The 24396-nt window shown below is 74.2% G+C and carries 23 protein-coding genes; 12 read left to right on the forward strand and 11 right to left on the reverse strand.

The window, feature by feature from the left end; all coding sequences use genetic code 11:
- The first annotated feature begins 270 nt into the window (after positions 1-270).
- The 4 genes from ACFY23_RS07865 to proC all read left to right on the forward strand — a co-directional run bounded on the left by ACFY23_RS07865 (position 271) and on the right by proC (position 3428).
- Positions 271-765 carry a polyadenylate-specific 3'-exoribonuclease AS gene (locus ACFY23_RS07865; RefSeq protein ID WP_350683717.1) on the forward strand — a complete coding sequence of 165 codons (495 nt, stop codon included), beginning with the start codon at positions 271-273 and terminating at the stop codon, positions 763-765.
- Between the two features lie 63 nt (positions 766-828).
- Positions 829-1332: a pyridoxamine 5'-phosphate oxidase family protein gene (locus ACFY23_RS07870; RefSeq protein ID WP_350683690.1), complete on the forward strand. Its 504-nt coding sequence runs from the start codon at positions 829-831 to the stop codon at positions 1330-1332.
- Positions 1333-1508: 176 nt separating this feature from the next.
- A complete protein-coding gene (locus ACFY23_RS07875; RefSeq protein ID WP_350683719.1) occupies positions 1509-2537 on the forward strand; it encodes a 6-phosphofructokinase in 1029 nt (342 codons plus the stop codon).
- A 72-nt stretch (positions 2538-2609) separates the two neighbouring features.
- Complete coding sequence (gene proC, locus ACFY23_RS07880) at positions 2610-3428, forward strand: pyrroline-5-carboxylate reductase (RefSeq protein WP_350683692.1); 819 nt, start codon at positions 2610-2612, stop codon at positions 3426-3428.
- 145 nt (positions 3429-3573) lie between these two features.
- Here proC and ACFY23_RS07885 read toward each other — a convergent pair whose 3' ends face one another.
- The gene (locus ACFY23_RS07885; protein ID WP_350683694.1) at positions 3574-4011 is read right to left on the reverse strand and encodes a VOC family protein; all 438 of its coding nucleotides are present in this window, start codon (positions 4009-4011) and stop codon (positions 3574-3576) included.
- A gap of 1 nt (position 4012) precedes the next feature.
- Complete coding sequence (locus tag ACFY23_RS07890) at positions 4013-4597, reverse strand: DinB family protein (protein WP_350683696.1); 585 nt, start codon at positions 4595-4597, stop codon at positions 4013-4015.
- 61 nt (positions 4598-4658) lie between these two features.
- Between ACFY23_RS07890 and ACFY23_RS07895 the strand changes: the two genes are divergently transcribed.
- On the forward strand, positions 4659-5618 hold the full coding sequence (locus tag ACFY23_RS07895; RefSeq protein ID WP_350683698.1) for a YafY family protein: 960 nt from the start codon (positions 4659-4661) through the stop codon (positions 5616-5618).
- A gap of 66 nt (positions 5619-5684) precedes the next feature.
- Here ACFY23_RS07895 and ACFY23_RS07900 read toward each other — a convergent pair whose 3' ends face one another.
- The 4 genes from ACFY23_RS07900 to ACFY23_RS07915 all read right to left on the reverse strand — a co-directional run bounded on the left by ACFY23_RS07900 (position 5685) and on the right by ACFY23_RS07915 (position 9420).
- Positions 5685-6278 carry a flavoprotein gene (locus ACFY23_RS07900; RefSeq protein ID WP_350683700.1) on the reverse strand — a complete coding sequence of 198 codons (594 nt, stop codon included), beginning with the start codon at positions 6276-6278 and terminating at the stop codon, positions 5685-5687.
- Between the two features lie 246 nt (positions 6279-6524).
- On the reverse strand, positions 6525-7817 hold the full coding sequence (locus ACFY23_RS07905) for a DUF1343 domain-containing protein (protein WP_350683702.1): 1293 nt from the start codon (positions 7815-7817) through the stop codon (positions 6525-6527).
- 202 nt (positions 7818-8019) lie between these two features.
- The gene (locus tag ACFY23_RS07910; RefSeq protein ID WP_350683704.1) at positions 8020-8694 is read right to left on the reverse strand and encodes an NAD(P)-binding domain-containing protein; all 675 of its coding nucleotides are present in this window, start codon (positions 8692-8694) and stop codon (positions 8020-8022) included.
- Between the two features lie 231 nt (positions 8695-8925).
- Positions 8926-9420: a glutathione peroxidase gene (locus tag ACFY23_RS07915; protein ID WP_350683706.1), complete on the reverse strand. Its 495-nt coding sequence runs from the start codon at positions 9418-9420 to the stop codon at positions 8926-8928.
- A 164-nt stretch (positions 9421-9584) separates the two neighbouring features.
- Here ACFY23_RS07915 and ACFY23_RS07920 point away from each other — a divergent pair, with 164 nt between their 5' ends.
- From ACFY23_RS07920 to ACFY23_RS07935, 4 genes are all read left to right on the forward strand, one after another.
- Positions 9585-11171 (forward strand): glycosyl hydrolase family 18 protein, encoded by a 1587-nt coding sequence (locus ACFY23_RS07920; RefSeq protein WP_350683708.1) that lies wholly within the window; start codon positions 9585-9587, stop codon positions 11169-11171.
- Positions 11172-11380: 209 nt separating this feature from the next.
- On the forward strand, positions 11381-11863 hold the full coding sequence (locus ACFY23_RS07925) for a hypothetical protein (protein ID WP_350683710.1): 483 nt from the start codon (positions 11381-11383) through the stop codon (positions 11861-11863).
- An 87-nt stretch (positions 11864-11950) separates the two neighbouring features.
- Positions 11951-13357 carry a class II 3-deoxy-7-phosphoheptulonate synthase gene (locus ACFY23_RS07930; protein WP_350683712.1) on the forward strand — a complete coding sequence of 469 codons (1407 nt, stop codon included), beginning with the start codon at positions 11951-11953 and terminating at the stop codon, positions 13355-13357.
- 109 nt (positions 13358-13466) lie between these two features.
- Entirely contained in the window at positions 13467-14486 is a 1020-nt protein-coding gene (locus tag ACFY23_RS07935) for a GntG family PLP-dependent aldolase (RefSeq protein ID WP_350683721.1), read from the forward strand.
- A gap of 166 nt (positions 14487-14652) precedes the next feature.
- Here the strand turns inward: ACFY23_RS07935 and ACFY23_RS07940 are convergent, their stop codons facing one another.
- Both ACFY23_RS07940 and pknB read right to left on the reverse strand, forming a co-directional pair.
- On the reverse strand, positions 14653-15570 hold the full coding sequence (locus tag ACFY23_RS07940) for a deoxyribonuclease IV (RefSeq protein ID WP_350683723.1): 918 nt from the start codon (positions 15568-15570) through the stop codon (positions 14653-14655).
- Positions 15571-15607: 37 nt separating this feature from the next.
- Positions 15608-17602 (reverse strand): Stk1 family PASTA domain-containing Ser/Thr kinase, encoded by a 1995-nt coding sequence (gene pknB, locus ACFY23_RS07945; protein ID WP_350819055.1) that lies wholly within the window; start codon positions 17600-17602, stop codon positions 15608-15610.
- Positions 17603-17766: 164 nt separating this feature from the next.
- On the opposite strand from pknB, the gene ACFY23_RS07950 reads away from it, so the two are divergent.
- Complete coding sequence (locus ACFY23_RS07950) at positions 17767-18150, forward strand: Rv2175c family DNA-binding protein (RefSeq protein WP_350687141.1); 384 nt, start codon at positions 17767-17769, stop codon at positions 18148-18150.
- 174 nt (positions 18151-18324) lie between these two features.
- Here the strand turns inward: ACFY23_RS07950 and ACFY23_RS07955 are convergent, their stop codons facing one another.
- Both ACFY23_RS07955 and ACFY23_RS07960 read right to left on the reverse strand, forming a co-directional pair.
- A complete protein-coding gene (locus ACFY23_RS07955) occupies positions 18325-19407 on the reverse strand; it encodes a polyprenyl synthetase family protein (RefSeq protein ID WP_350687142.1) in 1083 nt (360 codons plus the stop codon).
- Complete coding sequence (locus ACFY23_RS07960; protein ID WP_350819053.1) at positions 19404-20804, reverse strand: transcriptional regulator; 1401 nt, start codon at positions 20802-20804, stop codon at positions 19404-19406. Before ACFY23_RS07960 ends, ACFY23_RS07955 begins: the two co-directional genes overlap by 4 nt.
- A gap of 297 nt (positions 20805-21101) precedes the next feature.
- Between ACFY23_RS07960 and metF the strand changes: the two genes are divergently transcribed.
- Together metF and ACFY23_RS07970 are read left to right on the forward strand one after the other, a co-directional pair.
- Complete coding sequence (metF, locus tag ACFY23_RS07965) at positions 21102-22019, forward strand: methylenetetrahydrofolate reductase [NAD(P)H] (protein ID WP_350685696.1); 918 nt, start codon at positions 21102-21104, stop codon at positions 22017-22019.
- 44 nt (positions 22020-22063) lie between these two features.
- Positions 22064-22753, forward strand: coding sequence for a CDP-alcohol phosphatidyltransferase family protein (locus ACFY23_RS07970; protein WP_350685695.1), 690 nt, complete (start codon positions 22064-22066; stop codon positions 22751-22753).
- Positions 22754-22904: 151 nt separating this feature from the next.
- Here ACFY23_RS07970 and ACFY23_RS07975 read toward each other — a convergent pair whose 3' ends face one another.
- Positions 22905-24392 carry a phytoene desaturase family protein gene (locus ACFY23_RS07975; protein WP_350819052.1) on the reverse strand — a complete coding sequence of 496 codons (1488 nt, stop codon included), beginning with the start codon at positions 24390-24392 and terminating at the stop codon, positions 22905-22907.
- Between the last annotated feature and the right edge of the window lie 4 nt (positions 24393-24396).

A 24396-nucleotide genomic window follows, 5' to 3' on the forward strand; every position in this document is an offset into this window, starting at 1 on the left:
CATGACGCTCCTGTCGCTTGCTGTACACCCCTCAAATCACTTCCGTGACACTCCCGAGCTGCGACGACCGGCATCGTGGGAGTCGGATCCGGTTCCCGGGCGAGGCCGCCGGGGGGCGGGGGCGGATCCGGTCGCACCGGTGCCACGGTCGGCGGACGCGGGGGGCGGGACCACCCTCGCGCCCGCCCGGCGGGCCCCGGTGCCGCCGGCGGCCGGGCGCGGCAACCCCGGTCGCCGGCACGGGGCCGGCGTGGGCGAGGATGGCGGTTGATGGTCTACCGCTACTTCTACGACTGCGAGTTCATCGAGGACGGCCGCATCGTCGACCTGGTGTCGATCGGCGTCGTCGACGAGTACGGCCGCGAGTTCTACGCCGTCTCGACCGAGTTCGACGACTCGCGGGCCGTGCCCTGGGTGCGCCGCAACGTGCTCGACAAGCTGCCGTCCCCGGCGGACCGCGCGTGGCGGTCCCGGCAGCGCATCCGCGACGAGCTGTACGACTTCCTCGTCGAGCCGGTCAGGGACCGGCCGGGCGAGCAGTTGGAGCTCTGGGCCTGGTACGCCGCGTACGACCACGTGGTCCTCGCGCAGCTGTGGGGGGCGATGCCGGCGCTGCCCCGGGAGATCCCCCGGTTCACCAAGGAGCTGCGCCAGCTCTGGGACGACCGGGGCCGGCCACCGCTGCCGGACGCCGCGTCGGCCCGGCACGACGCGCTGGTCGACGCCCGGCACAACCTGGCGCGCTGGCGCGCGATGACCGGTTAGTAGGTTTGGTCGGTTCTGTCCCGGGCACGGTGCGCAAGCGAGCCGATGCGAGGGAGTGGTCCCATGAGCAACGAACCGAGCAGCGCCGCCGACGCCCGGCGCCGGGTCACGGAGCTGGTCCGGGAGGCCCGGATCTGCATGCTGACGACGATCGCCGTGGACGGCCGCATGGTGAGTCGGCCGATGGGCCTGCAGGAGGCGGAGTTCGACGGGGACCTCTGGTTCTTCGCGTACGCCGACTCCGCCAAGGTGCGGCAGATCCGGGTCAACCCCGAGGTCAGTGTCGCCTTCTCCGACTCGAAGCGCAACGCCTGGGTCTCGATCTCCGGCACCGCCCGGGAGGGCTACGACCGCGCGAAGGCCGAGGAGCTGTGGAATCCGCTGCTCAGGGCCTGGTTCCCGGACGGGCTGGACACCCCCGGGATCACGCTGATCAAGGTGCACGCCGGCTCCGCCGAGTACTGGGACTCGCCGTCGAGCACCGTGGTCAACCTGTTCGGCTACGCCAAGGCGGCGGTGACCGGTAAGCCGCCGAAGGCGGGGGAGAACCGCGAGATCACCTACTGAGCGGTAGGTCGACCGGGCGGTGGGACCGGCCGGGGCGCGATGCCGGCGTACACCTTCGGCGACTACAGTGCGCACTGACGGCCCGCCCCGGGCCGGCAACGGCGCCGATGGTCTGATCTGACACATATCCTGGGGCAAATCGGGCTTACCTGATGCTCCAGGAGGATGAGCAGATCATGCGTATCGGCGTGCTCACCGGCGGCGGCGACTGCCCAGGTCTCAACGCGGTCATCCGGGCGGTGGTCCGCAAGGGCGTCGCCAGCTACGGCCACGAGTTCGTGGGTTTCCGGGACGGCTGGAAGGGCCCCCTGGAGGGCCTGTCCCGCCCGCTGGGCATCGCGGAGGTCCGCGGCATCCTGCCGCGCGGCGGCACCATCCTCGGTTCCTCTCGGACCAACCCCTTCAAGATCGAGAACGGCGTCGAGCGGATCAAGGACAACCTCGCCGCGCAGGGCGTCGACGCGCTCATCGCGATCGGCGGCGAGGACACCCTCGGCGTGGCCACCAAGCTGCACGAGCTCGGCGTCCACGTGATCGGCGTGCCGAAGACGATCGACAACGACCTCGGCGCCACCGACTACACCTTCGGCTTCGACACCGCGGTCAACATCGCGATGGAGGCCATCGACCGGCTGCACACCACCGCCGAGAGCCACCACCGCACCCTCGTGGTCGAGGTGATGGGCCGGCACGCCGGCTGGATCGCCCTGCACGCCGGCCTGGCCGGCGGCGCCAACGTGATCCTGCTGCCGGAGCGGCAGTTCGACGTCGACCAGGTCGCCGGCTACGTCGAGAAGCGCTTCCAGCACCAGTACGCCCCGATCGTGGTGGTCGCCGAGGGCGCCCAGCCGCTCGACGGCCAGATGGTGCTGCACAACCAGGAGCTCGACGCGTTCGGCCACGTCCGCCTCGGCGGCATCGGCCAGTGGCTCGCCGAGCAGCTGGAGGCCAAGACCGGCAAGGAGGCCCGCACGGTCGTGCTCGGGCACATCCAGCGCGGCGGCACCCCGACCGCGTTCGACCGGGTGCTCGCCACCCGGCTCGGCCTGCACGCCATCGACGCCGCGCACGAGGGCGACTGGGGCAAGATGGTCGCCATGCAGAGCACGGACATCGTCCGCGTTCCGCTCGCCGAGGCCACCCGCGAGCTGAAGACCGTGCCGCTGGAGCGGTACGCCGAGGCCGAGGTCTTCTTCGGCAGCTGATCGAGGTGTCGACGGCGTGGCGGGCCGCAGGGCCGCCGCGCCGTCGCCCACGCAGGAGGGGGTAAGTCGGCGATGTCGTCCGGGGTGCACACGGTCGCGGTGATCGGGGCGGGCAAGATCGGTGAGCTGATGCTCTCCGGGCTGCTGCGCTCGGGATGGCCGGTGGACCGGCTGCTGGCCACCGCCCGCCGGCCCGCCCGCGCCGAGGAGTTGACCGCCCGCTACGGCGTACGGGTGGTGGACAACCTGGCCGCGGTGGACGAGGCCGAGGTGCTCGCCGTCTCGGTCAAGCCGCAGGACGCGGCCGCGCTGCTGGAGGAGATCGGGCCGAAGGTGCCCGCCGACAAGCTCGTGATCTCGCTCTGCGCCGGCCTGCCGACCAGCTTCTTCAACCGGCGGCTGCCCGACGGCACCCCGGTGGTGCGGGTGATGACCAACACCCCCGCCCTGGTCGACCAGGCGATGACCGCGATCTCCGCCGGCGCGCACGCCACCGGGGCGCACCTCGCGCTGGCCGAGGAGATGTTCAAACCGCTCGGCTCGACCATCCGGGTGCCCGAGTCGCAGCAGGACGCGGTGACCGCGCTGTCCGGCTCCGGGCCGGCGTACTTCTACCTCCTGGTCGAGGCGATGATCGACGCGGGCATCCTGCTCGGCCTGCCCCGGCAGGTCGCGCACGAGTTGATCGTGCAGACCGCGATCGGCTCCGCGGTGATGCTGCGCGACTCCGGCGAGCACCCGGTGAAGCTGCGCGAGGCGGTCACCTCGCCGGCCGGCACCACCATCTCCGCCGTGCGCGAGCTGGAGAAGCACGGCGTACGCGCGGCGCTGCTCGCCGCGCTCGAGGCCGCCCGGGACCGGGCCCGCGAGCTGGCCGCCCAGGCCGACTGACCTGGTCCGACCTCGACGCAGGCCGGGGCTCCGACCCGGGCTGTCGGCCGGTGGGAGCGACCCGGCTGTCGGCCGGTGGGAGCGACACGGAGGGGCCGACGCGGTCCGGACCGCGCCGATGTCGCCGGCCCCGCCGCGCGGCTGGTCAGTCGAGGCAGAACTCGTTGCCCTCGGGGTCGGCCATCACGATGTGACCGCTGCCGAGCGGGGGATCGGGCTCGTGGCGCCTGAGCCGGGTGGCGCCGCGGGACACGAGCCGCTCGGCCTCTGCCTCCAGGGCCGCCATCCGCGCGTCGCTCTCGAGCCCGGGGGCGGCGCGCACGTCGAGGTGCACGCGGTTCTTGGCCTGCTTCCCCTCCGGCACCCGCTGGAAGAACAGCCGCGGCCGGGAGCCCTCGGGGTCGACCAACCCCGAGGCGTCGTTGCGGTTCTCGGGCGGCACGCCCATCGCCTCCAGTGCCTGCTCCCACGACTCGAAGCCCCCGGGTGGGGCCTGCAACCGGTAACCGAGGGCCTCGGCCCAGAACGCCGCCAACCCGGCCGGGTCGGCGCAGTCGAAAGTGATCTGGACGTCACGCGCCATCTCAGCTCGCCTCCTGTCGGATCTGCTGACGAGTGTGCAGGTGCAGGTCGCGCAGCAGGCACACTTCGGCCAGATGGTGGATCAGCTCGCGGTTGACGTGCAGCACCAGCGCCGCCAGCGGACGCTCGGCGTACGGTCCCTCCGCCGCCCCGCACGGGCGGGCGAGGCCGGCTTCGCCGAGGGACTCGACCCCGGCGAGCCACGTGGCGTACTCCGTGTCGAGCTGGGCCAGCGCCGCGGTCGCGGTCGCGGCGTACCCGAACGTCTGGTAGTCGGTGGGCGCGCGACCGAAGTGCGCGGCGCTGCGCATGGCGAGCACGCCGACGATCACGTGCCCGAGCCGCCAGGCGATCGTCGTGAACGGTGGCGGGGCGGGCTCCGGCATCGCGACGTCGATGGTCATCGCGCCGGTCCCGGCCCGCACCGGCGCGGCGCCGGTGCCGCGCGGGCGCACGCTCCAGCAGCCGGGCACCGGCTCCCAGAAGTACTCGTCGTCGGTGAGCCCGTCGAGGCGATCGCGTAGCTGGCGGGTCCAGTGCCAGGCGAGCTGGTCCCGGAGCAGGGGATTCCAGGTCTGGTCGGTCATGGTCCCAGCCTCCCGCAGATAGCGGACAGGATCGTTCCGTGATCTGTGGAACGATGAGCGCGTGACCGTCGAGGCGACGACCGAGCGGGTGCTGCGGTTGCTGGCGCTGCTGCAGCGGCGGCCGTCCTGGACCGCCACCGAGCTGGCCGCCGAGCTGGGGGTCACCGACCGCTCGGTGCGCCGGGACGTGGAGCGGCTGCGGGCGATCGGCTACCCCGTGCACGCGACGGCGGGCGTCGGCGGCGGCTACCAGCTCGGCGCCGGCACCCGGCTGCCGCCGCTGCTCCTCGACGACGAGGAGGCGATCGCGACGGCGGTGTCCCTGCGGCTGGCGTCGGGGGGCACGGTCGCCGGAGCGGGTGAGGCGGCGCTGCGGGCGCTCGCGAAGCTCGACCAGGTGATGCCGCCCCGGCTGCGCGCCGAGGTGCGGGCGGTGCACGGTGCCACCGAGACCCTGGTCGGCCCCGGGGTCGAGATCGACCCGGAGCTGCTGGTGACGCTCGCGCGGGCCTGCCGCGACGCCGTGCGGGTGCGGTTCCGGTACGCCGGCCGCGACGGCGGGGAGCGCGAGCGCACGGTCGAGCCGGTGCGGATGGTCGCCACCGGCCGCCGCTGGTACCTGATGGCCCGGGACGTCGACCGCGACGACTGGCGCACCTTCCGGCTGGACCGGATGCGCGAGGTGGCGGCGACGACCTGGCGCTTCCGGGCGGGGGAGCATCCGGACCCGGTCGCCTACGTGCAGCGGTCCGTGGCCGAGGCGCCGTACCGGTATCTCGCCCGGGTGCGGGTGCACGCCCGGGCCGAGCAGGTGCGGGAGCTGGTGCCGCCCCAGGTGGGGCGCGTCGAGGACGATGCCGACGGGTGGTGCGTGCTCGTCGTCGGCGGGGAGAACCTGGACTGGCTCGCCGTGCACGTGGCCCGGCTGGGCTTCGAGGCGGAGGTGCTGGAGCCCCCGGAGCTGCGGGAGGCCGTCGCCCTGCTCGCCCGCCGCCTCGCGGCGATGGCCGGGAGCGGCTGACGCCGGGCTCGACGGCAGTCCGGCCGGCGGAGGGGCGTCGGCGCCGACCGCACGGGTCCGGGGCGGTCAGCCGGACTGCAGCGCCAGGTCGTCGGCGCGGTGCGGCCGGCCCGCGCCGGCCTGCGCGGGGACCCGGGCGAACCGCGTCCAGGCGGAGACCACCTGCTCGGCGGCGTGCCACGGGAACGGATCGGCGACGTCGTCCGTCTCGGCGGACCCGGTGACCGTCACGCCCCAGTGCCGCAACCGCGCCAGGCTCTCCAGGAAGGCGGGGTGCCGGGCGAGCGCCGGCTCCGGGGCGGGCACGACGACGACCGGCAGGCCGACGGCGGTCGCCTCGTTCAGCAGCCGCAGGGCCCGGTTGTCGTTGAGGCCGTACGCCCACCTGTTGACCAGGTCGAAGCTGGCCGGCGCGACCGCGTAGGCGTCGGCCGGCGGCAGCGGGTACAGCGTCTCCGGCTGCTCCTCCTCGTGGACCGGATGGTGGGTTAGCTCGGCGAGCGAGGCCCGGTCGATCGCGCTCGTCGCGTCCGGGGCGGCGATGACGTGGACCTCCCAGCTCAGGTTCCGACAGGCCGCGACGAACGGGGCAAGTCCGGCGGCGGGCTCGGCGCCGCAGACCACGAGGTGCAGGACAGGCGATCGTGACTTCCCGGGCATGACGCTCCTATCGGCGTGACGTGTCCCGCGCGCCAGTCGTGGCGAGATGCCGCCGGCCGTGCGGCGGGACGTCGATCGCCTGCGTCACCGGCGATCTCGCCGATCGAGTGGCTCCGGATGTCCGTGGGGGATCCCGAGAGCCGAGAGTATCGAGCCGGTCGCCGACGTGAGCCCGTTTCCGGTGAACCGGCCGGACCGGTGGCGGCGGGCCGCCGAGTAGCTGAGCGCCGGGTCAGCCGGACGTCCCTAGTAGAGCAGGTGGGACGCCCGCCGCCGGTCGAACTCGGCCAGCTCGTCGGCCCATGCGCCGACCACGTCGGCCACGTCGGCGCCCGCGTCGATCATCGTGCGCAGCCGCGGCGATCCGGTCAGCTTGTCCACCCAGTACGGTCGCGCGGCGTCCCACGAGTCGCTCCGCCACGCGAACGCCGGGTACTTGCGCGCCTCCACCAGCATCGCGACCGCCGTCCGGATCGGGTCGTACGTCGTCCGGTCGACGACCTTCACCTCCACGCCGGCGCAGAGCTTGTTGAGCAGTGCCGGCTTCTGCCCCGCCGCCGTCGGCGTGAAGTACGCCTCGCGGAACTCGACGCCAGGCAGGTCGCGCGCGTTGAGTCGGTCGGACCAGTGGTAGTCGAAGTCGTCGGCCAGGCCGCCGATCAGCTCGAACGGCTTGCAGGTGCCCCGGCCCTCGGTGAGCGAGGCGACGCCCTCGAACAGGCCGGTGCCGGGATAGACCAGCGCGGTGTCCGGGGTGGGCATGTTCGGGCTGGGCATCACCCAGGGCAGGTCGGTGTCGACGGCCAGCTTGTCGCGCTTCCAGTGCCGGCACCGGACCACGTGCAGGTCGACGGGCCGCCCCGCCGCGGCGGGCAGGAACTCCGCGTTGAAGAACCCGGCCAGCTCGCCCACGGTCATCCCGTGCTGCTGGACGATCTCCTTCAGGCCCACGCCCGAGGTGTAGGCAGGCGTCATCATCGGCCCGTAGGCCCGGCCGCCGACCGGGTTCGGCCGGTCCAGCACGACGTACCGCTTGCCGACCCGGGCGGCGGCCACCATCGAGGTGTACATCGTCCAGATGTACGTGTAGAAGCGGGCGCCCACGTCCTGGATGTCGAAGACGACGGTGTCGACACCGGCCTCGGTGAACATGGTCTCCCACCTGGCCTGGGAGGCCCCGTACGCGTCGTAGACGGTGATCCCGGTGCGGGCGTCGACGCCGGTGCCCTCGCTGCCGCCGGCCTGCGCCGAGCCGCGGAAGCCGTGCTCGGGGCCGAACGCCGCGGCCAGTCGCACCGCGTCCGAGGCGTGCATCAGGTCGACCAGGTGGCGGTAGGACGCGTCCACCCCGGTGGGGTTGGAGATCACGCCGACCCGCTGGCCGGCGAGGTCCGCGAAGTCGGACCCGACGAGGACGTCGAGGCCGGTCTCCACGCGGCGGATGCCGGGCACCGCGTGGCCGGGCGCGCCGGGGGCCGCCGCCGCGACCGCGCCCGCGGTCACCGCACCCGCACCGGCCAGGAACTTCCTGCGCTCCATGTCGACCTCCCGTCGGTTGCGTCGAAACTTAGCTACACATTGATGCCTCGTCAAGGAAGGTTAGCTACATGGCGACGGGGCTGGCGATGTCCCGGCGCCGCCCCGCTGACCAGCGCCGTCGCGCTGACCGGCACCGCCCCGCTGGTCGGTGCCGGTCAGCGTCCGTCTACCGCCGCCGCGGCGCACCGCCGCCGCGGCGCGCTCAGCGGGTGGCGGCGGCCAGGGCGGCGCGTACCGTGGCGGCGTCGGCCGGCGCCTCGCGCTCCCAGTTCGCCGGGTCGGCCGAGTAGATGATCCCGTACGCCGGCGTGTCCGGCTGGTAGCGCCAGCTCTCGGCGAGCGTCCCGGCGTCGACCGCGTCGTAGCCGATCCGGTCGAGGAAGGCCGTGGCCTCGGCCTTCGCGCCCGCGTCGTCGCCGCCGAGCGGCAACGCGCTGCGGTCGGCGGCGCCGGCGGGCCGGGCCAGCGCGTGCAGGTGCTTGAAGAAGATGTTGTTGAAGACCTTGACCACCCGTGACCGCGGAAGGTGCCGTTGCAGCAGCTCGCTGCTGGTGACGGAGCCGGCGTCGAGCTCGGGGAAGGCGCCGTCCCGCTCCGGGTAGTAGTTGTTGGTGTCCAGCACGACCTTGCCGGCCAGCGGCTCGACCGGCACGTCCCGGTACGCCTTGAGCGGGATGGTGACGACCACCAGGTCGCCGGCCTCCGCCGCCTCCGCCGGGGTGGCCGCCCGCGCGCGCGGACCCAGCTCCTCGACGAGGTCCTTGAGGGTCTCCGGGCCGCGCGAGTTGCTCAGTACCACGTCGTAGCCGGCGGCCACCGCCAGCCGCGCCACCGTCCCGCCGATGTGTCCACTGCCGATCAGTCCCACAGTTGTCATGTCGGTCCCCAACTCCGTTCGCCGCGGCCGTATTCCCTATCAGCGCGGTCGACAATTCCCGCCGTCGCCGCGTCGGCGGCAGGGACCGCGGCCGGCGGCGGCGATCGGCGGCCCGTCCGCCCAACGTACTGCCGACCCCGCGCGGGGGACGGGTTTCGACGCAACGCCTGCCGGACGGCCCCGGCGGCGGGGGTCCGTCCACGGAGGAGCCGGGCGGGTGCCGGGCGGTGGTCAGGCCGTCGGGGGCAGCACCTTCTCGATCGCGGCGCGCAGCTCGGCCGCGTCGGGCCGGACGGTCGGCGCGAACCGGGCCGCGACCGTGCCGTCCGGCGCGACCAGGAACTTCTCGAAGTTCCACCGGACGTCACCGCTGTGCCCCTCGGCGTCGGCGGTGTCCACCAGCGCGGCGTAGAGGGGGTGGCGGTCGGGGCCGTTGACGTCCACCTTCTCGGTCAGCGGGAAGGTCACCCCGTAGTTGACCTGGCAGAAGTCGCTGATCTCCTCGGGCGTGCCCGGCTCCTGGCCGGCGAACTGGTTGCAGGGCACGCCGAGCACCACCAGGCCCCGGTCGGCGTACTCGTCGTGCAGCGCCTGGAGGTCGGCGTACTGCGGGGTGAGGCCGCAGCGGGAGGCGACGTTGACCACCAGCAGCGCGCGTCCGCGGTACTGCGCGAGGTCGGCCGGGCCGCCGGTGAGGGCGTCGATGCGGGTGTCGAAGACGGTCATGGGCCGAGGTTACGCGTCGCCGCCGGGCGCGCGCGGGGGCCCGGCGGAAGCGGACGACGCTCCCGGCGGGAATCGATACATGCACATCTTGACGAAGTGATGACGGCGTGAGTAGCGTTCCAGCAACATATTGGAAAGTTTCCTAACTGTTTGGGAGGCGCCACATGAAGAGATCGCTCCGCCGGGCCCTCTGGGTCGGCGCCGTCATGGCGGTGACCGCCGCCACGGTCCCGCTGGCCAGCGCGTTCGGCGCCGGCAGCGTGACCGCCGCCTTCGCCAAGGTGCAGGACTGGGGGACCGGTCACGAGACGCGGGTGACCATCACCAACGGGTCGAGCGCCTCGGTGAGCACCTGGCGCATCGAGTTCGACCTGCCGTCGGGCACCAGCATCAGCAGCGCGTGGGACGCCGACGTCACGCGCACCGGCGACCACTACGTCGCGGTCAAGAAGAGCTGGGCCGGCCCGCTCGCGCCCGGCGCCACCTTCAGTTGGGGCTACAACGGCACCGGCGCGTACCGGGCGCCGCTGAACTGCACCGTCAACGGCGCGCCGTGCGGCGGCGGCAGCACCCCGCCGCCCACCACCACCGCGCCGCCGACCACCCCGCCGCCCACCACGCCGCCGCCGGACCCGGGCGGCAAGAAGGTCGTCGGCTACTTCGCGCAGTGGGGCGTCTACGCCCGCAACTACCACGTCAAGAACATCCACACCAGCGGCTCGGCCGCCAAGCTGACCCACATCCTGTACGCCTTCGGCAACACCACCGGCGGCCGCTGCACGATCGGCGACAGCTACGCCGACTACGAGAAGGCGTACACCGCGGCGGACAGCGTCGACGGCGTCGCCGACACCTGGGACCAGCCGCTGCGCGGCAGCTTCAACCAGCTGCGCAAGCTCAAGAAGATGTACCCGCACCTGAAGGTGATCTGGTCCTTCGGCGGCTGGACCTGGTCCGGCGGCTTCACCCAGGCCGCGCAGAACCCGGCCGCCTTCGCGGAGTCCTGCCACAGCCTGGTCGAAGACCCGCGCTGGGCGGACGTCTTCGACGGCATCGACGTCGACTGGGAGTACCCGAACGCCTGCGGCCTCACCTGCGACTCCAGCGGCCCGAACGCCTTCCGGAACGTGGTGGGCGCGCTGCGCACGAAGTTCGGCCCGTCGGCGCTGGTCACCGCCGCGATCACGGCGGACGGCAGCAACGGCGGCAAGATCGACGCCACCGACTACGCGGGCGCCGCGACGTACCTCAACTGGATCATGCCGATGACGTACGACTACTTCGGCGCCTTCAACGCGCAGGGCCCCACCGCCCCGCACTCGCCGCTCCACTCCTACCCGGGCATCCCGCAGCAGGGCTTCTGGTCCGACGCGGCGATCCAGAAGCTCAAGGGCAAGGGCATCCCGTCCAACAAGTTGCTGCTCGGCATCGGCTTCTACGGCCGGGGCTGGACCGGGGTGACCCAGACGGCTCCGGGCGGCACTGCCACCGGGCCCGCCCCGGGCACCTACGAGCAGGGCATCGAGGACTACAAGGTGCTCAAGAACAGCTGCCCGGCGACGGGCACCGTCGGCGGCACCGCGTACGCCAAGTGCGGCAGCAACTGGTGGAGCTACGACACCCCGTCGACCATCAACGGCAAGATGACGTACGCGAGGAACCAGGGCCTCGGTGGCGCGTTCTTCTGGGAGCTCTCCGGTGACACCGGCAACGGCGAGCTGATTGGCGCCATCAAGGGCGGTCTCGGCTAGACCGTGGGCCGACGCACCACACCCCATACGGCGGGGAGGGACGCACCGGTCCCTTCCCGCCCGGCCGTGCCCCCGGGTGCCCGATCCCGCGCCGCCGGACGGGAGCGGCAGTCAAGGACCGGTTCGGCGCGGCGGACCGCCAGGCACGTCGGTCGATGTGACAGACTCGCCGCTCAACGGGCTCGATGTACACGGCGACGGAGGTGGCGATGCGCGCGACGCACGGGAGGCTCGCGGCGGGCGCCGTGCTGCTCGGAACCCTGCCCCTCGCCCTGCTCGGCTGCGGCATCGGCACGGAGGAGGACCCGGCGACCAAGCCCGGGCGGGCCCCGGCCGAGGAGGCCGCCGCCAAGTCGCGGGAGCGGGTGCAGGCGTACCTCGACGCGATGGCCGCCAAGGACGTCGCGGCCGGCCGCAGCCAGCTCTGCGCCGTCCTCCAGGAGGGCTTCGACGCCGCCGCGACCGGACCGAACGGCGACTTCGCCGACCACTTCACCGTCCCCCAGGCCGAGATCACCGACATCCGTCCGGGCCCGCAGGGCCAGGAGGTCAGCACCACGGTCTCGGTCACCGCCGGCTCCCGCACGATCACCCGGCCGCTGCTGTTCACGGTCACCCGCGACGGCGCCGACTGGTGCATCGCCGCCGAGGCGCCGGGCGGCCACACCCCGGCGCCGGCCGCGACGCCCTGACCTGCGCTCCGGTGAGTCATCTCTCACCTGCCGGAACCCTGCCCTCCGCCGGTCGGCCGCCCGTCCGTTCGCCGTACGCTTTCTGTCATGCGCCATGAGTGGCATCAGCTGAGCCATCCCGCGGTGGGCAGCCCGGGGCTGCAGACCAGCCGCCCGACCATCGACTCCGCCGAGGACGCGGCCCTCGGCCTCGACCGCTGGCGGGAGCTGCCCCGCGCGCAGACCCCGCCGTGGCCGGACCCGGCCGAAGTCGCCGAGGTCTGCAAGGTGCTCGACACCGTGCCCTCGGTGGTGGCGCCCTACGAGGTCGACCAGCTCCGCCAGCGGCTCGCGCTGGTCTGCGAGGGCAAGGCGTTCCTGCTCCAGGGCGGTGACTGCGCGGAGACCTTCGCCGACAACACCGAGAGCCACCTGCTGGCCAACGCCCGCACCCTGCTCCAGATGGCGATCGTGCTCACCTACGGCGCCTCGCTGCCGGTGGTCAAGGTCGCCCGGGTCGCCGGGCAGTACACCAAGCCGCGGTCGCTGCCGACCGACGCGCGCGGGCTGCCGGCCTACCGCGGTGACATGATCAACTCGCTGGAGGCCACGCCGGAGGCGCGGGCCGCCGACCCGCAGCGCATGATCCGGGCGTACGCGAACTCGGCCGCCGCGATGAACATGCTCCGCGCGTACCTGGCCGGCGGGCTGGCCGACCTGCACGCGGTGCACGACTGGAACAAGGGCTTCGTCAAGAACTCGCCGGCCGGCGAGCGCTACGAGGCGATCGCCCGGGAGATCGACCGGGCGCTGGCGTTCATCCGCGCCTGCGGGATGACCGACGACGAGGCCCTGCGCACGGTCACCCTCTACTGCTCCCACGAGGCCCTCGCCCTGGAGTACGACCGGGCGCTCACCCGCGTCTCCGACCGCCGGGCGTACGGGCTGTCCGGGCATTTCCTGTGGATCGGCGAGCGCACCCGGCAGATCGACGGCGCGCACATCGACTTCATCTCCCGCATCGCCAACCCGATCGGGGTCAAGCTCGGCCCCACCACGACGCCGGACGAGGCGATCGAGCTCTGCGAGAAGCTCAACCCGGACAACATCCCCGGCCGGCTCACCCTGATCAGCCGGATGGGCAACCACAAGGTCCGAGACGCCCTGCCGCCGATCGTCGCCAAGGTGACCGCCGCCGGCGCCAAGGTGGTCTGGCAGTGCGACCCGATGCACGGCAACACGCACGAGTCGTCCAACGGCTACAAGACCCGGCACTTCGACCGCATCGTCGACGAGGTGCTCGGCTACTTCGAGGTGCACCGGGGCTTGGAGACCCACCCCGGCGGCCTGCACGTCGAGCTGACCGGTGAGGACGTCACCGAGTGCCTCGGCGGCGCGCAGGGCATCGAGGACCTGGACCTGCCCGACCGGTACGAGACCGCCTGCGACCCGCGACTGAACACTCAGCAGTCGCTGGAGCTGGCCTTCCTGGTGGCGGAGATGCTGCGTGGCTGAGCTCCCTGCGAGCGCGAGGAGTGAGCTTGCGAGCCCCGCAGTCGCGAGCGAAGAGATGCCTGCGAGCGCGAGGAGTGAGCTTGCGAGCCCCGCAGTCGCGAGCGAAGACATGATCGACCTGCGTTCGGACACCGTCACCCGGCCGACTCCCGGGATGCGGGAGGCGATGGCCGCCGCCGAGGTCGGCGACGACGTCTACGGCGAGGACCCGACGGTCAACGCGCTGGAGGCCGAGGTCGCCGCGCTCTTCGGGCACGAGGCGGCGCTGTTCGCCCCGACCGGGTCGATGGCCAACCAGATCGCCCTGCAACTGCTGGTGCCGCCCGGCAACGAGCTGCTCTGCGACGCCGACGCGCACGTGGTCACGTACGAGATCGGGGCCGCCGCCGCGTACGGCGGCATCTCCTCGCGGACCTGGCCGGCGGTCGGCGCGGACATCGACCCGGACGCGGTAGCGGCCATGATCCGACCGGACGGCTACTGGGCGGTGCCCACCCGGGCGATCGCCGTGGAGCAGACCCACAACCGGGGCGGCGGCGGGGTCATCCCGCTGGCCACCCTGCGCGAGCTGCGCCGGGTCGCCGACGACGCGCAGGTGGCGCTGCACTGCGACGGCGCCCGGATCTGGCACGCGCACGTCGCCGACGGCGTGCCGCTGGCCGAGTACGGCGCCCTCTTCGACACCCTGTCGGTCTGCCTCTCCAAGGGGCTCGGCGCGCCGGTCGGCTCGCTGGTCGTCGGCAGCGCCGAGCGGATCGAGCGGGCCCGGTTCGTCCGCAAGCGGATGGGTGGTGGGATGCGGCAGGCCGGCATCCTGGCCGCCGCCGGCCGGTACGCGCTGGCCCACCACGTCGACCGGCTCGCCGCCGACCACGCCAAGGCGGCCCGGCTCGCCGAGGCGATCGCCCCGTTCGGGGTGCTGGCCGGCACGGTCCGGACCAACCTGGTGCCGCTGGACCTGACGAAGGCGCCGCTGGACGCGCACGCCCTGGCCGCCGCCGCCCGCGCCGAGGGCGTCCTGGTGTCGGTGCTCGGCCCCCGCGTCGCCCGCCTCGTCACTCACATGGACGTCGACGACGCCGGCATCGACCGCGCCATCGAGGTCGTCACCCGCATCCTCCGGGGCTGACGCCCCGAGCGCTGCCGGTTGCGCCGCCCCTCGCTGTCCACGGTGGGGTCGGCGGCGTGCGGGAGGCGGTTGATCAAGAAGTTTGCGTCTTCCCGGCTACGGATTCTCGCCGAAACTTCTTGATCAACCCCGATCGGGGCGGGGAGCCCCGATTGGGCTTGGCGGGTCAGGGGTGCAGGCGTTTGAGGGTGGCGATGTCGGCGGCGTGGCCGACGTGCTTCTCCGTCGGGGTCTCCACGACGACCGGGACGCCGGCTGTGGCCGGGTGCGCCATCAGCTCGGCGAACGCCGGCTCGCCGATGGTGCCCTTGCCGATGTTCTCGTGCCGGTCCCGGGTGGAGCCGCACAGGTCCTTCGAGTCGTTCGCGTGCACCAGCCGCAGCCGCCCGGCCCCGACCGTCGCCACCAGAGTGTCCAGCGTCGCGGTCATGCCGCCCTCGGCGGCCAGGTCGTGCCCCGCGGCCCACGCGTGGCAGGTGTCGAAGCAGACCCCGAGCCAGGGGTGCCCCTCCACGGCTTCGAGGTACGGCCCGAGCTGTTCCACCCGGGAGGCCAGCGACCGCCCGCCGCCCGCGCTCGGCTCGACCAGCAGCCGCGGGCCGCCCGACGCCGCCGCCTCGTCGAGCAGCGGCAGCAGCGTTTCGCGGACCTGCCGCATCGCCACCTCGGCGTGACCCTCGCCGACCGCGCTGCCGGCGTGGAAGACCACGCCCTCGGCGCCGATCGCGCGGCCCCGGCGCAGCGCGTGGGCCAGCGTCTCCGCCGAGCGCTCGACCGTGTTCGCCGTGGGGGAGCCGAGGTTGACCAGCAGCGACGCGTGGATGAAGACCGGCAGGCCCCGCTCGCCGCAGCCGTCGCGGAACAGCGCGTCCTGGGCCGGGTCGCCGGCCGGCAGCGCCCAGCCCCGGGAGTTGGAGACGTAGACCTGCACGACCTGCGAGCCGGCCGCGTCGGCGTACGGCAGGGCCGCCTTCGCCAGGCCGCCCGAGGTGGGGGTGTGCGAGCCGACCGGCCGGTGCCGCGCCGTCGTCCCGTCCGGTGCCGTCGTCCCGTCCGGTGCCGTCGTCCCGTCCTGTGCCGTCATCTCGTCCTGTGCCGTCATCTGTGGTGCTCCGGCATCCTCACAGGCACCCGATGGTGACCTGGGTGCCCGGCGGCACCTGCGTGTTCTCCGGCGGGTTCTGGAAGCGGGTGATGCCGTTTGGGTTGAACTGGATCACCACCGGGAAGCCCTGGCTCTCCAGCACCTGCTTGGCCTGCTGGCACGGCAGGTCCATGACCCGGGGCACGGGGACCAGCGGCGGGCCCTTGCTGACCTCCAGCGTGACCTTGGCGCCCCGCTCCACCCCGGTGCCGTCCGCCGGGCTCTGCCCGAGGACCTCGTCCCTGGGCTTGTCGGAGTCCTTGTAGGTGGGCGGCTCCACCAGCACCAGGCCCAGCTGGGCGAGGATCGTCCGGGCCTCGGCGAGGCTCTTGCCGGCCAGGTTCGGCACCGAGATCGGGGCCTTGCCCTTGCTCAGGATCACGGTGACCTTGTCGCCGGGCTTGACCTCGGTGCCCACCTTCGGGTTGGTGTCCACCACCACGTTCGCGGGCAGGTTGTCGTCGTAGCGGGCGGTGCCCTTCGCCACCACCAGCTTCGCGTCGAGCAGGTCCGCCTCGGCCAGCTCGAACTCCTTGCCGACGACGTCGGGTACCGGGAAACGCTCCGGCCCCAGCGAGAGGGTCAGGGTGATCGTGCCGCCCTTGAGGATCCGGGCGGCGGAGACCGGATTCTGCGCCAGGACGCCGTCCTTCGGGACCTTCTCGTCGTAGCGCGGCTCGGCGTAGGCGAGGGTGAAGCCGGCGCGGGCGGCCTGCGCCTCCGCGTCGGCCTTGCTCAGGGTCACCAGCTGCGGTGCCACCGTGTAGCGGCCGACCCCGAACCACCAGCCGCCCCCCGCGGCCACCAGGCACAGCACCACCACGGCGGCGATGACCGCCATCCGGCCCCGCGGGTTGCCCATCACCTTGGCGCGCAGCGCGGACAGCCGCGACCACAGGCTCTCGCCCTCCTCGGCCGCGGCGGCCCGGCGGCGGCCCGCCCGCGGAGCGCCGCCGTCGGGCAGCCGGGCCCAGGCCGGCCGCTCGGCCGGCTGGACCGCCGCCACCACCATCGTCGGCTGGGCCACCGCCGGCTCGTCGGTCACCCGGCGCAACACGGCGGTACGCGTGTTCGCGTTGCCCAGGTCGTCCCGGGCCACCTGCACCTCGGCCAGCAGCGCGCCCGCGTCGGTCGGCCGGGCGCCCGGATCACGCCGGGTGGCCCGGGCGACCAGGTCGTCCAGCGCCTTGGGCAGGCCGGGCACCAGCGTCGACGGTGCCGGGACGTCCCGGTCGACGTGCTGCCAGGCGACGTCGACCGGCCGGTCCCCGTCGTAGGGCACCCGGCCGGTGAGCATCTCGAACAGCACGATGCCGGCGGAGTAGACGTCGGTGCGGGGGTCGGCATGCCCCTCGGTGACCAGCTCCGGGGCGACGTACGCGACCGTGGCCATCAGCTGGTTGCCGTTCTCGTCGTCGGCGCTCGCCTCGACCGCCCGGGCCAGCCCGAAGTCGGCGACCTTGACCACGCTGTCGACGAGGTTGGCCGGGCCGCCGGTGGGTGCCTCGGCGACCAGCACGTTCTCCGGCTTCACGTCGCGGTGCACCAGCCCGGCCCGGTGCGCGGCGGCGATCGCGGCGAGCATCTGCTCGGCGATGGCCAGCGCCTCGTCGGGGTCGAGCCGACGCCGCTCGGTGAGCACGTCGCGCAGGGTACGGCCGCGGACGTACTCCATCACCAGGTAGGGCAGGCCGGCGTGGGTGCCCTGGTCGTAGACCGCGACCACGTTCGGGTGGGTCAGCCGGGCGATCGTCTTCGCCTCGTCGGTGAACCGCTCCACGAAGCCCGCCGCCCGGGCCTGGGCCTCGGGCGCCTGGGACGGATGAATGATCTTGACCGCCACGGTGCGCTCGAGGCGCTCGTCGGTGGCGGTGTACACGGTCGCCATGCCGCCACGAGCCACGCGACCGCGGATGCGGTAGCGCCCGTCGATCAGCGAGCCCAGCAACGTGTCGGCGACCTGTGTGTCCATCGGCAGGGAGTCTATGTGCCCGGAGGGTCAAGGTTGAACAGGATGCTACAGCCGGGCTGCGACAGCAGGCTTCCCGCCGCACTCGCGTCGCCTATCGGCCCTGCTCGGCGGCCTCATCGGGGTGCCGTTGGCTCCGGCCGGCAGGGGCATGGCAGGGTGGTCGGGTGACCGACTCCGTACCCGCCGACCGGGCCGTGCCCGCCCCCGAGACCGCCGGCCCCACCGACTGGCTGACCCTGCCGGACGTGGCCGAGCGCCTCGACGTGTCGATCAGCAAGGTGCACCAGATGATCCGGGACCGCGAGTTGATCGCGGTGCGCCGCGACGGCGTCCGCCGGATCCCGACCGACCTGGTGGCCAACAAGACCGTGCTCAAGCACCTGCCCGGCGTGCTCAACCTGCTGGCCGACGCCGGCTACGACGACGAGGCCGCGCTGCGCTGGCTCTACGAGCCGGACGAGACCCTTCCCGGCGCCACCCCGGCGAAGGCGCTCGGCGGCGACCAGGCCCGCGAGGTCAAGCGACGCGCCCAGGCCCTCGGCTTCTGACCCTCCCCGCCCTCCCCCTTCCCGCCGGCCCCTCCCGCCCCTAAATCCCCGCGATCTTGCACGTTATGCCCCGACGAATCGGGGCATCGGGGACAAGGCGCGGGCCGAAAGTGCAAGATCGCGTCGCGGGGAGGGGAGGGCGGCGTGGGGTGGGGGTGGCGCCGGGGGGCGTGGTCAGTCCGTGCGGCGGGTGGCGGCGATGGCCAGGTCGACCAGGGCCTGCCGGGCCTCGGTGTCCAGGTCGACCGTGGCCAGCGCGGCCAGCGCGGTGTCGGTCAGCGCGGTGATCCGCTGCTCGGTACGCGCCAGCGCGCCGCTGTCGCTGATCAACTCTCGCAGCCGGGCGACCCCGGTCTCGTCCAGCCCCGGATCGCCGAGCGCGCCGAGCAGCAGCTCGCGGCCCGCCTCGTCCGTCGCCTCCAAGGCCGCCGCCACCAGATAGGTCCGCTTGCCCTCGCGCAGGTCGTCGCCGGCGGGTTTGCCGGTCTGGACCGGGTCGCCGAACACCCCCAGCACGTCGTCGCGGAGCTGGAACGCCTCGCCCAACGGCAGCCCGTACCCGGAGTACGCCGCCAGGACCCCGGCCGGCGCGTCGGCCAGCGCGGCGCCGAGCAGCACGGGCCGCTCGACCGTGTACTTCGCCGACTTGTAGCGGGCGACCTTGCCGGCCCGCTCCAGCGAGGTGTCGCCCGTGGCCTGGGTCAGCACGTCGAGGTACTGGCCGACGGTGACCTCCGTGCGCATCTCGTCGAATACGGGCCGGGCACGGGCGACCGTGTGCGGATCCAGCCCGGAGGAGTGCAGCAGCCCGTCCGACCAGACCAGGCAGAGATCGCCCAGCAGGATGGCCGCGGCGTCGCCGAAGCCGTTCGCGTCGCCGCCCCAGCCGGCCGCCTGGTGCCGGGCCGCGAACCGGCGGTGCACCGCCGGCTCCCCGCGCCGGGTGTCGGAGCGGTCCATCAGGTCGTCGTGGATCAACGCGCTGGCCTGCACGAACTCCAGCGCCGCGAGAGCGCTGACCACCTGGTCGGAGTCCACGCCGCCGGCACCCCGGTAGCCCCAGTAGGCGAACGCCGGCCGCAGCCGCTTGCCACCGCCCAGCACGAACGCCTCGATCGCCTCGGCGACCGGCGCCAGGGCGTCGTCGACGCCGGTCATCCAGGTGCGCTGGCCAGCCAGGAACTCGGCCAGAGCCTTGTCGATCCGTTGACGCAGCCCGGCACGGTCGACCGGGGAAACGGGAGCAGCGTAGGTCACCCCACGACGCTATCCGGTCGGGATCGGCCCCGTCGCACCGCCGGGGCCCGACGCGCCGCGCGCGTCGCCGGACCACCCCGCCGGCCGCCCGGACCGGGCGGCGCCCCAGGACGGGGCAGGAACGGGCCGGCCGTCGCCACCAGCGCCCGGTGGCGCCGGACGGCCGGCTCGTCGCCGTGCCTGGCCAGCCACCGGCGCACCTCGGCCAGGTTGCCCAGCGCCCGGGGCGACCCGGCGCGGACCGCGTCGAGCAGCGCCTCGCCGGCCACGGCGCAGGCCCGCTCCACCTCGCCGAGCTGGAGATAGCCGCGGGCGAGCCAGCCGCCGTAGATCGCCGAGGTGCGCGGGCGACCGGGCTGCCGGACGGCGTGCAGCGGCGCCTCGGCCGGGCGCGGCCGGCCCAACGCGACCAGTGTGCGCCCGGTCATCGCCGCCAGCTCCGGGCCGTCGAGCCAGTAGAGCCACGGCGGCTCCCGGCCCGGCTCCGGCGCGCCGGTCACGCGGCGGGCCGCCCCGAGCGCCTGCCGCGCCGCCCCGGCCCGACCCCCGACCGCCGCGGCCAGCGCCACCCGGTGCAGCAGCAGGGCGCGCAGGCCGGGGGTGGCCCACGGCCGCGCCCCGGCGTACGCCGTGCGGGCCAGCACCAGCGCGCCCTCCGGGTCGCCCGCGCCGGCGAGCAGGTGGCTGGCCGAGCCGAGCACGTGCCCGGCTAACGCCGGGTCACCGGCGGTCGCGGCGGCGCGCAGCGCCAACCGGTAGGCGTCCAGCGCGCCGGCCACGTCCCCGGCATCGGCGGCGAGCCAGCCGGCGAGCTGGGCCGACTCGGCCAGCTCGGGCAGCAGCCGGTGGCGGGCGGCCGGCCCGCACCCGGCCAGCGCCCGCACCGCCCGCCCCAGCCGGTACGCCCCGAGCCCGGCCAGGTCGGCCCCACCGGCCAGGTCGTCGAGCCGGCGCAGCTCCGCCAGCGGTACCGGCTGGGCGGGTGGCCGGGCGGGGCTGGTTTCGGGGTCGCCCCGGTCGTCGGTCGGCCGGGCGGGCGGGCCGGGCAGCAGCGCGGCGCGCGGGTCGACCAGCCAGCGCTCGGCCAGGGCGAGCAGCGCCGCCCGGGACCGGGACCCGCCGAAGGACGGCGGCGGACCGAGGCGCCGGGTGCGGGCCGCTGCGTCGGCCAGCAGATCGAGTGACACCGCGAGGACGACGGCGAGCCAGCCGAGCCAGAACTCGCCGGGGACGCGCAGGTGCCGTTCCCACCGGGAGACCTCGTGCCGGCTGAGCGTCGGCACCCCGGAGGCGGCGCAGAGCTCGACCGCGAGCCGCGACTGGCTCCAGCCCCGGGCCAGCCGGAGCTGGGCGAGCAGCGGCCCGAGCAGCTGCGGGCCGGGTGGGGGTGGCGTCATCGGTCCTCCGGGGCGTCGGCGCGGGCGGCGACGCAGGCCCGGACGGGACCCGTGTCACCGGGTGGACGGCTGACCCCCGCGCGTGCCCCCGACAGGTCGACCTCCGGCCGGCCCGCCCCGCGCTGCACCATGACTACTCCGGGGGTACGACGCTTTCCGGCCCCGGCCCCGGCCCCGGCCCCGGCCCCGGCCCCGGCCCCGGCCGCGCGGTGAGGTGGGCGTCGGCCCGCGTGGGCCGGCGTCCCCGGTCGTGGGAAGGTCTCCGGCGCGGCGTGCCCCGCCCGCTAGAGTCGTGGGGTGGCGCTCGGTCTTCCCTCGGTCCTCCCCAACCCGCAGCCGGCGATCGGGGAGCTGATCCGTGACCGCCAGCCGACCTTCTCGTTCGAGTTCTTCCCGCCGAAGACCGAGCAGGGCGAGCGGCTGCTGTGGCAGGCGATCCGCGAGCTGGAGTCGTTGCGTCCCTCGTTCGTCTCGATCACCTACGGCGCGGGCGGGTCGACCCGCGACACCACGGTCGCGGTCACCGAGCGGATCGCCACCGAGACGACCCTGCTGCCGATGGCCCACCTGACCGCGGTCGACCACTCCGTCGCCGAGCTGCGCCACGTCATCGGCCGGCTCGCCGGGGTCGGGGTGCGCAACGTGCTCGCCGTGCGGGGCGACCCGCCGGGCAACCCGGGCGGCGAGTGGGTCCGCCACCCCGAGGGCGTGCTCTACGCCGAGGAGCTGGTCCGCCTGGTGCGCGACGCCGGCGACTTCAGCGTGGGGGTGGCGGCGTTCCCGTACAAGCACCCGCGCTCGCCCGACGTGGCCAGCGACACGGAGCACTTCGTCCGCAAGTGTCGGGCCGGCGCCGAGTTCGCGATCACCCAGATGTTCTTCGACGCCGACGACTACCTGCGGCTGCGCGACCGGGTCGCCGCGGCCGGCTGCGACACCCCGATCCTGGCCGGCGTGATGCCGGTGACCCAGATCGGCACGATCGAGCGTTCGGTGCAGCTCTCCGGGGCGCCCTTCCCACCGGCCCTGGCCGAGCGGTTCTCGACGGTCGCCGACGACCCGGAGGCGGTGCGCCGGCTCGGCATCGAGCAGGCCAGCGAGATGTGCCGGCGGCTGCTCGACGAGGGCGTGCCGGGAATCCACTTCATCACCCTCAACCGCTCCACCGCCACCCGCGAGGTCTGGCAGAACCTCCAGGTCGGCGCGCGGGTGTGACCGCACATGCCGCGACACCTGAGCGCCGTCGCGACGGTTGATCCGTGGTGGGCACACAACTGAACTGGGACGAGTACGCCACGGCCTGGGCCCGGCTGCACGGGGGCTTCGACCCCCGGGCGGCGGCCCCGGTCGTCCGCGCCTGGCTGCGGTTCGCCTACCACGTCGGGTTCGTGCTGGGCCGGCTGCGGGTCGGCCCGACGCCGGTCACCGTGGTCGGCGTGCTGCTCTGCGCCTGCGTGCCGCTGTTCGCCGTACGGCCGCAGGACGGCCCTTTCCTCGGGGCCCTGTTCGTGCTGCTCGCCGCGGTGGCGGACAGCGTCGACGGCGCGGTGGCGGTGGCCACGAACCGCACGACCCGGCTCGGCTACGTCTACGACTCGCTGGCCGACCGGCTCGGAGAGGTCGCCTGGCTGGCCGCGTTCTGGCTGATCGGGGCGCCCGGGGCGCTCGTCGCGACCGCCGGTGCGCTCTCCTGGCTGCACGAGTACGTGCGCGCCCGCGCGGTCTCCGCCGGCATGCGGGAGATCGGCGCGGTGACCGTGGGGGAGCGCCCCACCCGGGTCTCGGTCGCCCTGGTCGGGCTGCTGCTGGCCGGGCTGACCGGGCTGATCGAGCCGGACCTGGCGGCCGGCACCATCACCATGGCGACCGCCGTCTGGGTGCTGCTGGCCGGCTTCGGGCTGGGCCAACTCCTCTCCGCCGTCCGCCGCGCCCTGATCGACGCCGGCTGACCGTCGCGACGCGGGAGAGCAGGGCGTCCACCCAGCCGCCCCGTGCGCCCGGCCCGTCCGGACGATCTCTGACCGGCTGCCGAGGTGTGAGGAAGGGGCCCTTCCTCTACCTCAGGCGTCAAGAAGGTGCCCTTCCTCACATCAGCCGGTCCTACCAGGCGGGGCCGATCTCGTCGGCGACGATCTGGGCGGAGAGCGTCACCATCGGCAGGCCGCCGCCGGGGTGGCTGGAGCCGCCGACCAGCCAGAGCCCGTGCGCCGGGCCCCGGTTGGCCGGGCGGAGCAGGCCGCCGGCGGTGCCGTAGATCGACCCGCCCGGGGCGCCCGTCGCGTCGTCCAGGTCGGCCGGGGTACGGACCTCCCGGAACACCAGCCGGTCCCGCACGTCGACGCCGCGCTCGGCCAGCACGTCGAGGACCCGGTCGGCGTACGCCTCGGCGAGGCCGGGTCGGCGCCAGTCGACCGCGCCGGCGGCGGTGCCGTGCCGGGGCGCGTTGACCAGCACGAACCACGCCTCGTGGCCGGCCGGACGGACCATCGGGTCGTCGGCCACGGTGACGAAGACGGTGGGGTCCACCGCCGGCCGGGCCCGTACGCCGCGCCCCGGCTGGCCGAAGACCGCGTCGAACTCGGCGTCGTGGTCGCGGGGGAAGAGCACGGTGTGGTGGGCCAGCCCCGACCTCCCGGCGACGCCGAGCAGCAGCACGAAGCCGGCCAGGCTGCGGTCGGTCAGCCCGGCCAGCCGGCGCGGGCTGGGCAGCAGGTCCCGGTAGAGGGTGAGCGCGTCGACGTTGGCCACCACCACGTCGGCGGGGACCGGCGCGGTGACGCCACGCAGGCGTACGCCGTGCACCCGGCCGCCCGCGGCGTCGATCCGGGTGACCGTGGCGCCGGTCTGCACGACCACGCCGAGGTCCAGGCAGCGGGTCAGCAGCGCGTCGGCGAGCGTGCCCAGCCCGCCGCGCAGGTACCAGCCGCCGAAGGCCAGTTCCGCGTACGGCACGGCGACCAGCGCGGCCGGTGCCCGGCGTGGGTCGGCGCCGGTGTAGGTGGCGTACCGGTCGAGCAGCATCCGCAGCCGGGGGTCGGACAGGTGCCGCCGGCCCAGCCCGCGCAGCGTCCGGCCGGGGGCGATCGCGGCCAGGTCACCCAGCCGCCAGGACAGCGCGGCCAGGTCGAGCGGGGAGCCGATCGGGCGGCGCAGGACGTCCCGGTGCGACGCCTGCCAGACCCGCGCGGCCCGGCGCCACAGCCGCTGCCAGTCCGCCGCGGCCCGGTCGCCGAAGGCCGTGCCGATCCGGGCGGCGAACTCGGTCGGGTCGGCGCACGAGTCGAGGGCCGGGCCGCCGCCGGGGAAGACGTGCCGCACGATGGGGTCAACCGGCACCAGGTCCAGGTACTCGTCGAGCTTCGCGCCGGTCGCCTCGAACAGGTCGTGGAAGACGTCGGGCAGGGTGAGCAGGCTCGGCCCGGTGTCGAAGTGGAACGGGCCGGCCGGGGTGTCGTGGACGTACCGGCCGAGCTTGCCGCCCACCGTGTCCGCGCGTTCGAGCACGGTGACCTGGTGCCCGGTGGCGGCCAGCCGGGCGGCGGTGGCCAGTCCGCCCACCCCGGCGCCGACGACCACGATCCGCGCCATGCCG

Source organism: Micromonospora sp. NPDC000121 (genome assembly GCF_042899165.1).
Lineage (GTDB): Bacteria > Actinomycetota > Actinomycetes > Mycobacteriales > Micromonosporaceae > Micromonospora.

What these genes read in the sequence shown, in the direction of transcription:
- ACFY23_RS07865 (WP_350683717.1), top strand. Translation starts at nt 271, where the DNA reads ATGGTCTACCGCTACTTCTACGACTGCGAGTTCATCGAGGACGGCCGC.
- ACFY23_RS07975 (WP_350819052.1), bottom strand. Translation starts at nt 24,392, where the DNA reads ATGGCGCGGATCGTGGTCGTCGGCGCCGGGGTGGGCGGACTGGCCACC.
- ACFY23_RS07915 (WP_350683706.1), bottom strand. Translation starts at nt 9,420, where the DNA reads ATGACCGTCTTCGACACCCGCATCGACGCCCTCACCGGCGGCCCGGCC.
- ACFY23_RS07875 (WP_350683719.1), top strand. Translation starts at nt 1,509, where the DNA reads ATGCGTATCGGCGTGCTCACCGGCGGCGGCGACTGCCCAGGTCTCAAC.
- proC (WP_350683692.1), top strand. Translation starts at nt 2,610, where the DNA reads ATGTCGTCCGGGGTGCACACGGTCGCGGTGATCGGGGCGGGCAAGATC.
- ACFY23_RS07960 (WP_350819053.1), bottom strand. Translation starts at nt 20,804, where the DNA reads ATGACGCCACCCCCACCCGGCCCGCAGCTGCTCGGGCCGCTGCTCGCC.
- ACFY23_RS07905 (WP_350683702.1), bottom strand. Translation starts at nt 7,817, where the DNA reads ATGGAGCGCAGGAAGTTCCTGGCCGGTGCGGGTGCGGTGACCGCGGGC.
- ACFY23_RS07935 (WP_350683721.1), top strand. Translation starts at nt 13,467, where the DNA reads ATGATCGACCTGCGTTCGGACACCGTCACCCGGCCGACTCCCGGGATG.
- ACFY23_RS07870 (WP_350683690.1), top strand. Translation starts at nt 829, where the DNA reads ATGAGCAACGAACCGAGCAGCGCCGCCGACGCCCGGCGCCGGGTCACG.
- pknB (WP_350819055.1), bottom strand. Translation starts at nt 17,602, where the DNA reads ATGGACACACAGGTCGCCGACACGTTGCTGGGCTCGCTGATCGACGGG.
- ACFY23_RS07900 (WP_350683700.1), bottom strand. Translation starts at nt 6,278, where the DNA reads ATGCCCGGGAAGTCACGATCGCCTGTCCTGCACCTCGTGGTCTGCGGC.
- ACFY23_RS07940 (WP_350683723.1), bottom strand. Translation starts at nt 15,570, where the DNA reads ATGACGGCACAGGACGGGACGACGGCACCGGACGGGACGACGGCACCG.
- ACFY23_RS07925 (WP_350683710.1), top strand. Translation starts at nt 11,381, where the DNA reads ATGCGCGCGACGCACGGGAGGCTCGCGGCGGGCGCCGTGCTGCTCGGA.
- ACFY23_RS07920 (WP_350683708.1), top strand. Translation starts at nt 9,585, where the DNA reads ATGAAGAGATCGCTCCGCCGGGCCCTCTGGGTCGGCGCCGTCATGGCG.
- ACFY23_RS07910 (WP_350683704.1), bottom strand. Translation starts at nt 8,694, where the DNA reads ATGACAACTGTGGGACTGATCGGCAGTGGACACATCGGCGGGACGGTG.
- ACFY23_RS07890 (WP_350683696.1), bottom strand. Translation starts at nt 4,597, where the DNA reads ATGACCGACCAGACCTGGAATCCCCTGCTCCGGGACCAGCTCGCCTGG.
- ACFY23_RS07930 (WP_350683712.1), top strand. Translation starts at nt 11,951, where the DNA reads ATGCGCCATGAGTGGCATCAGCTGAGCCATCCCGCGGTGGGCAGCCCG.
- ACFY23_RS07885 (WP_350683694.1), bottom strand. Translation starts at nt 4,011, where the DNA reads ATGGCGCGTGACGTCCAGATCACTTTCGACTGCGCCGACCCGGCCGGG.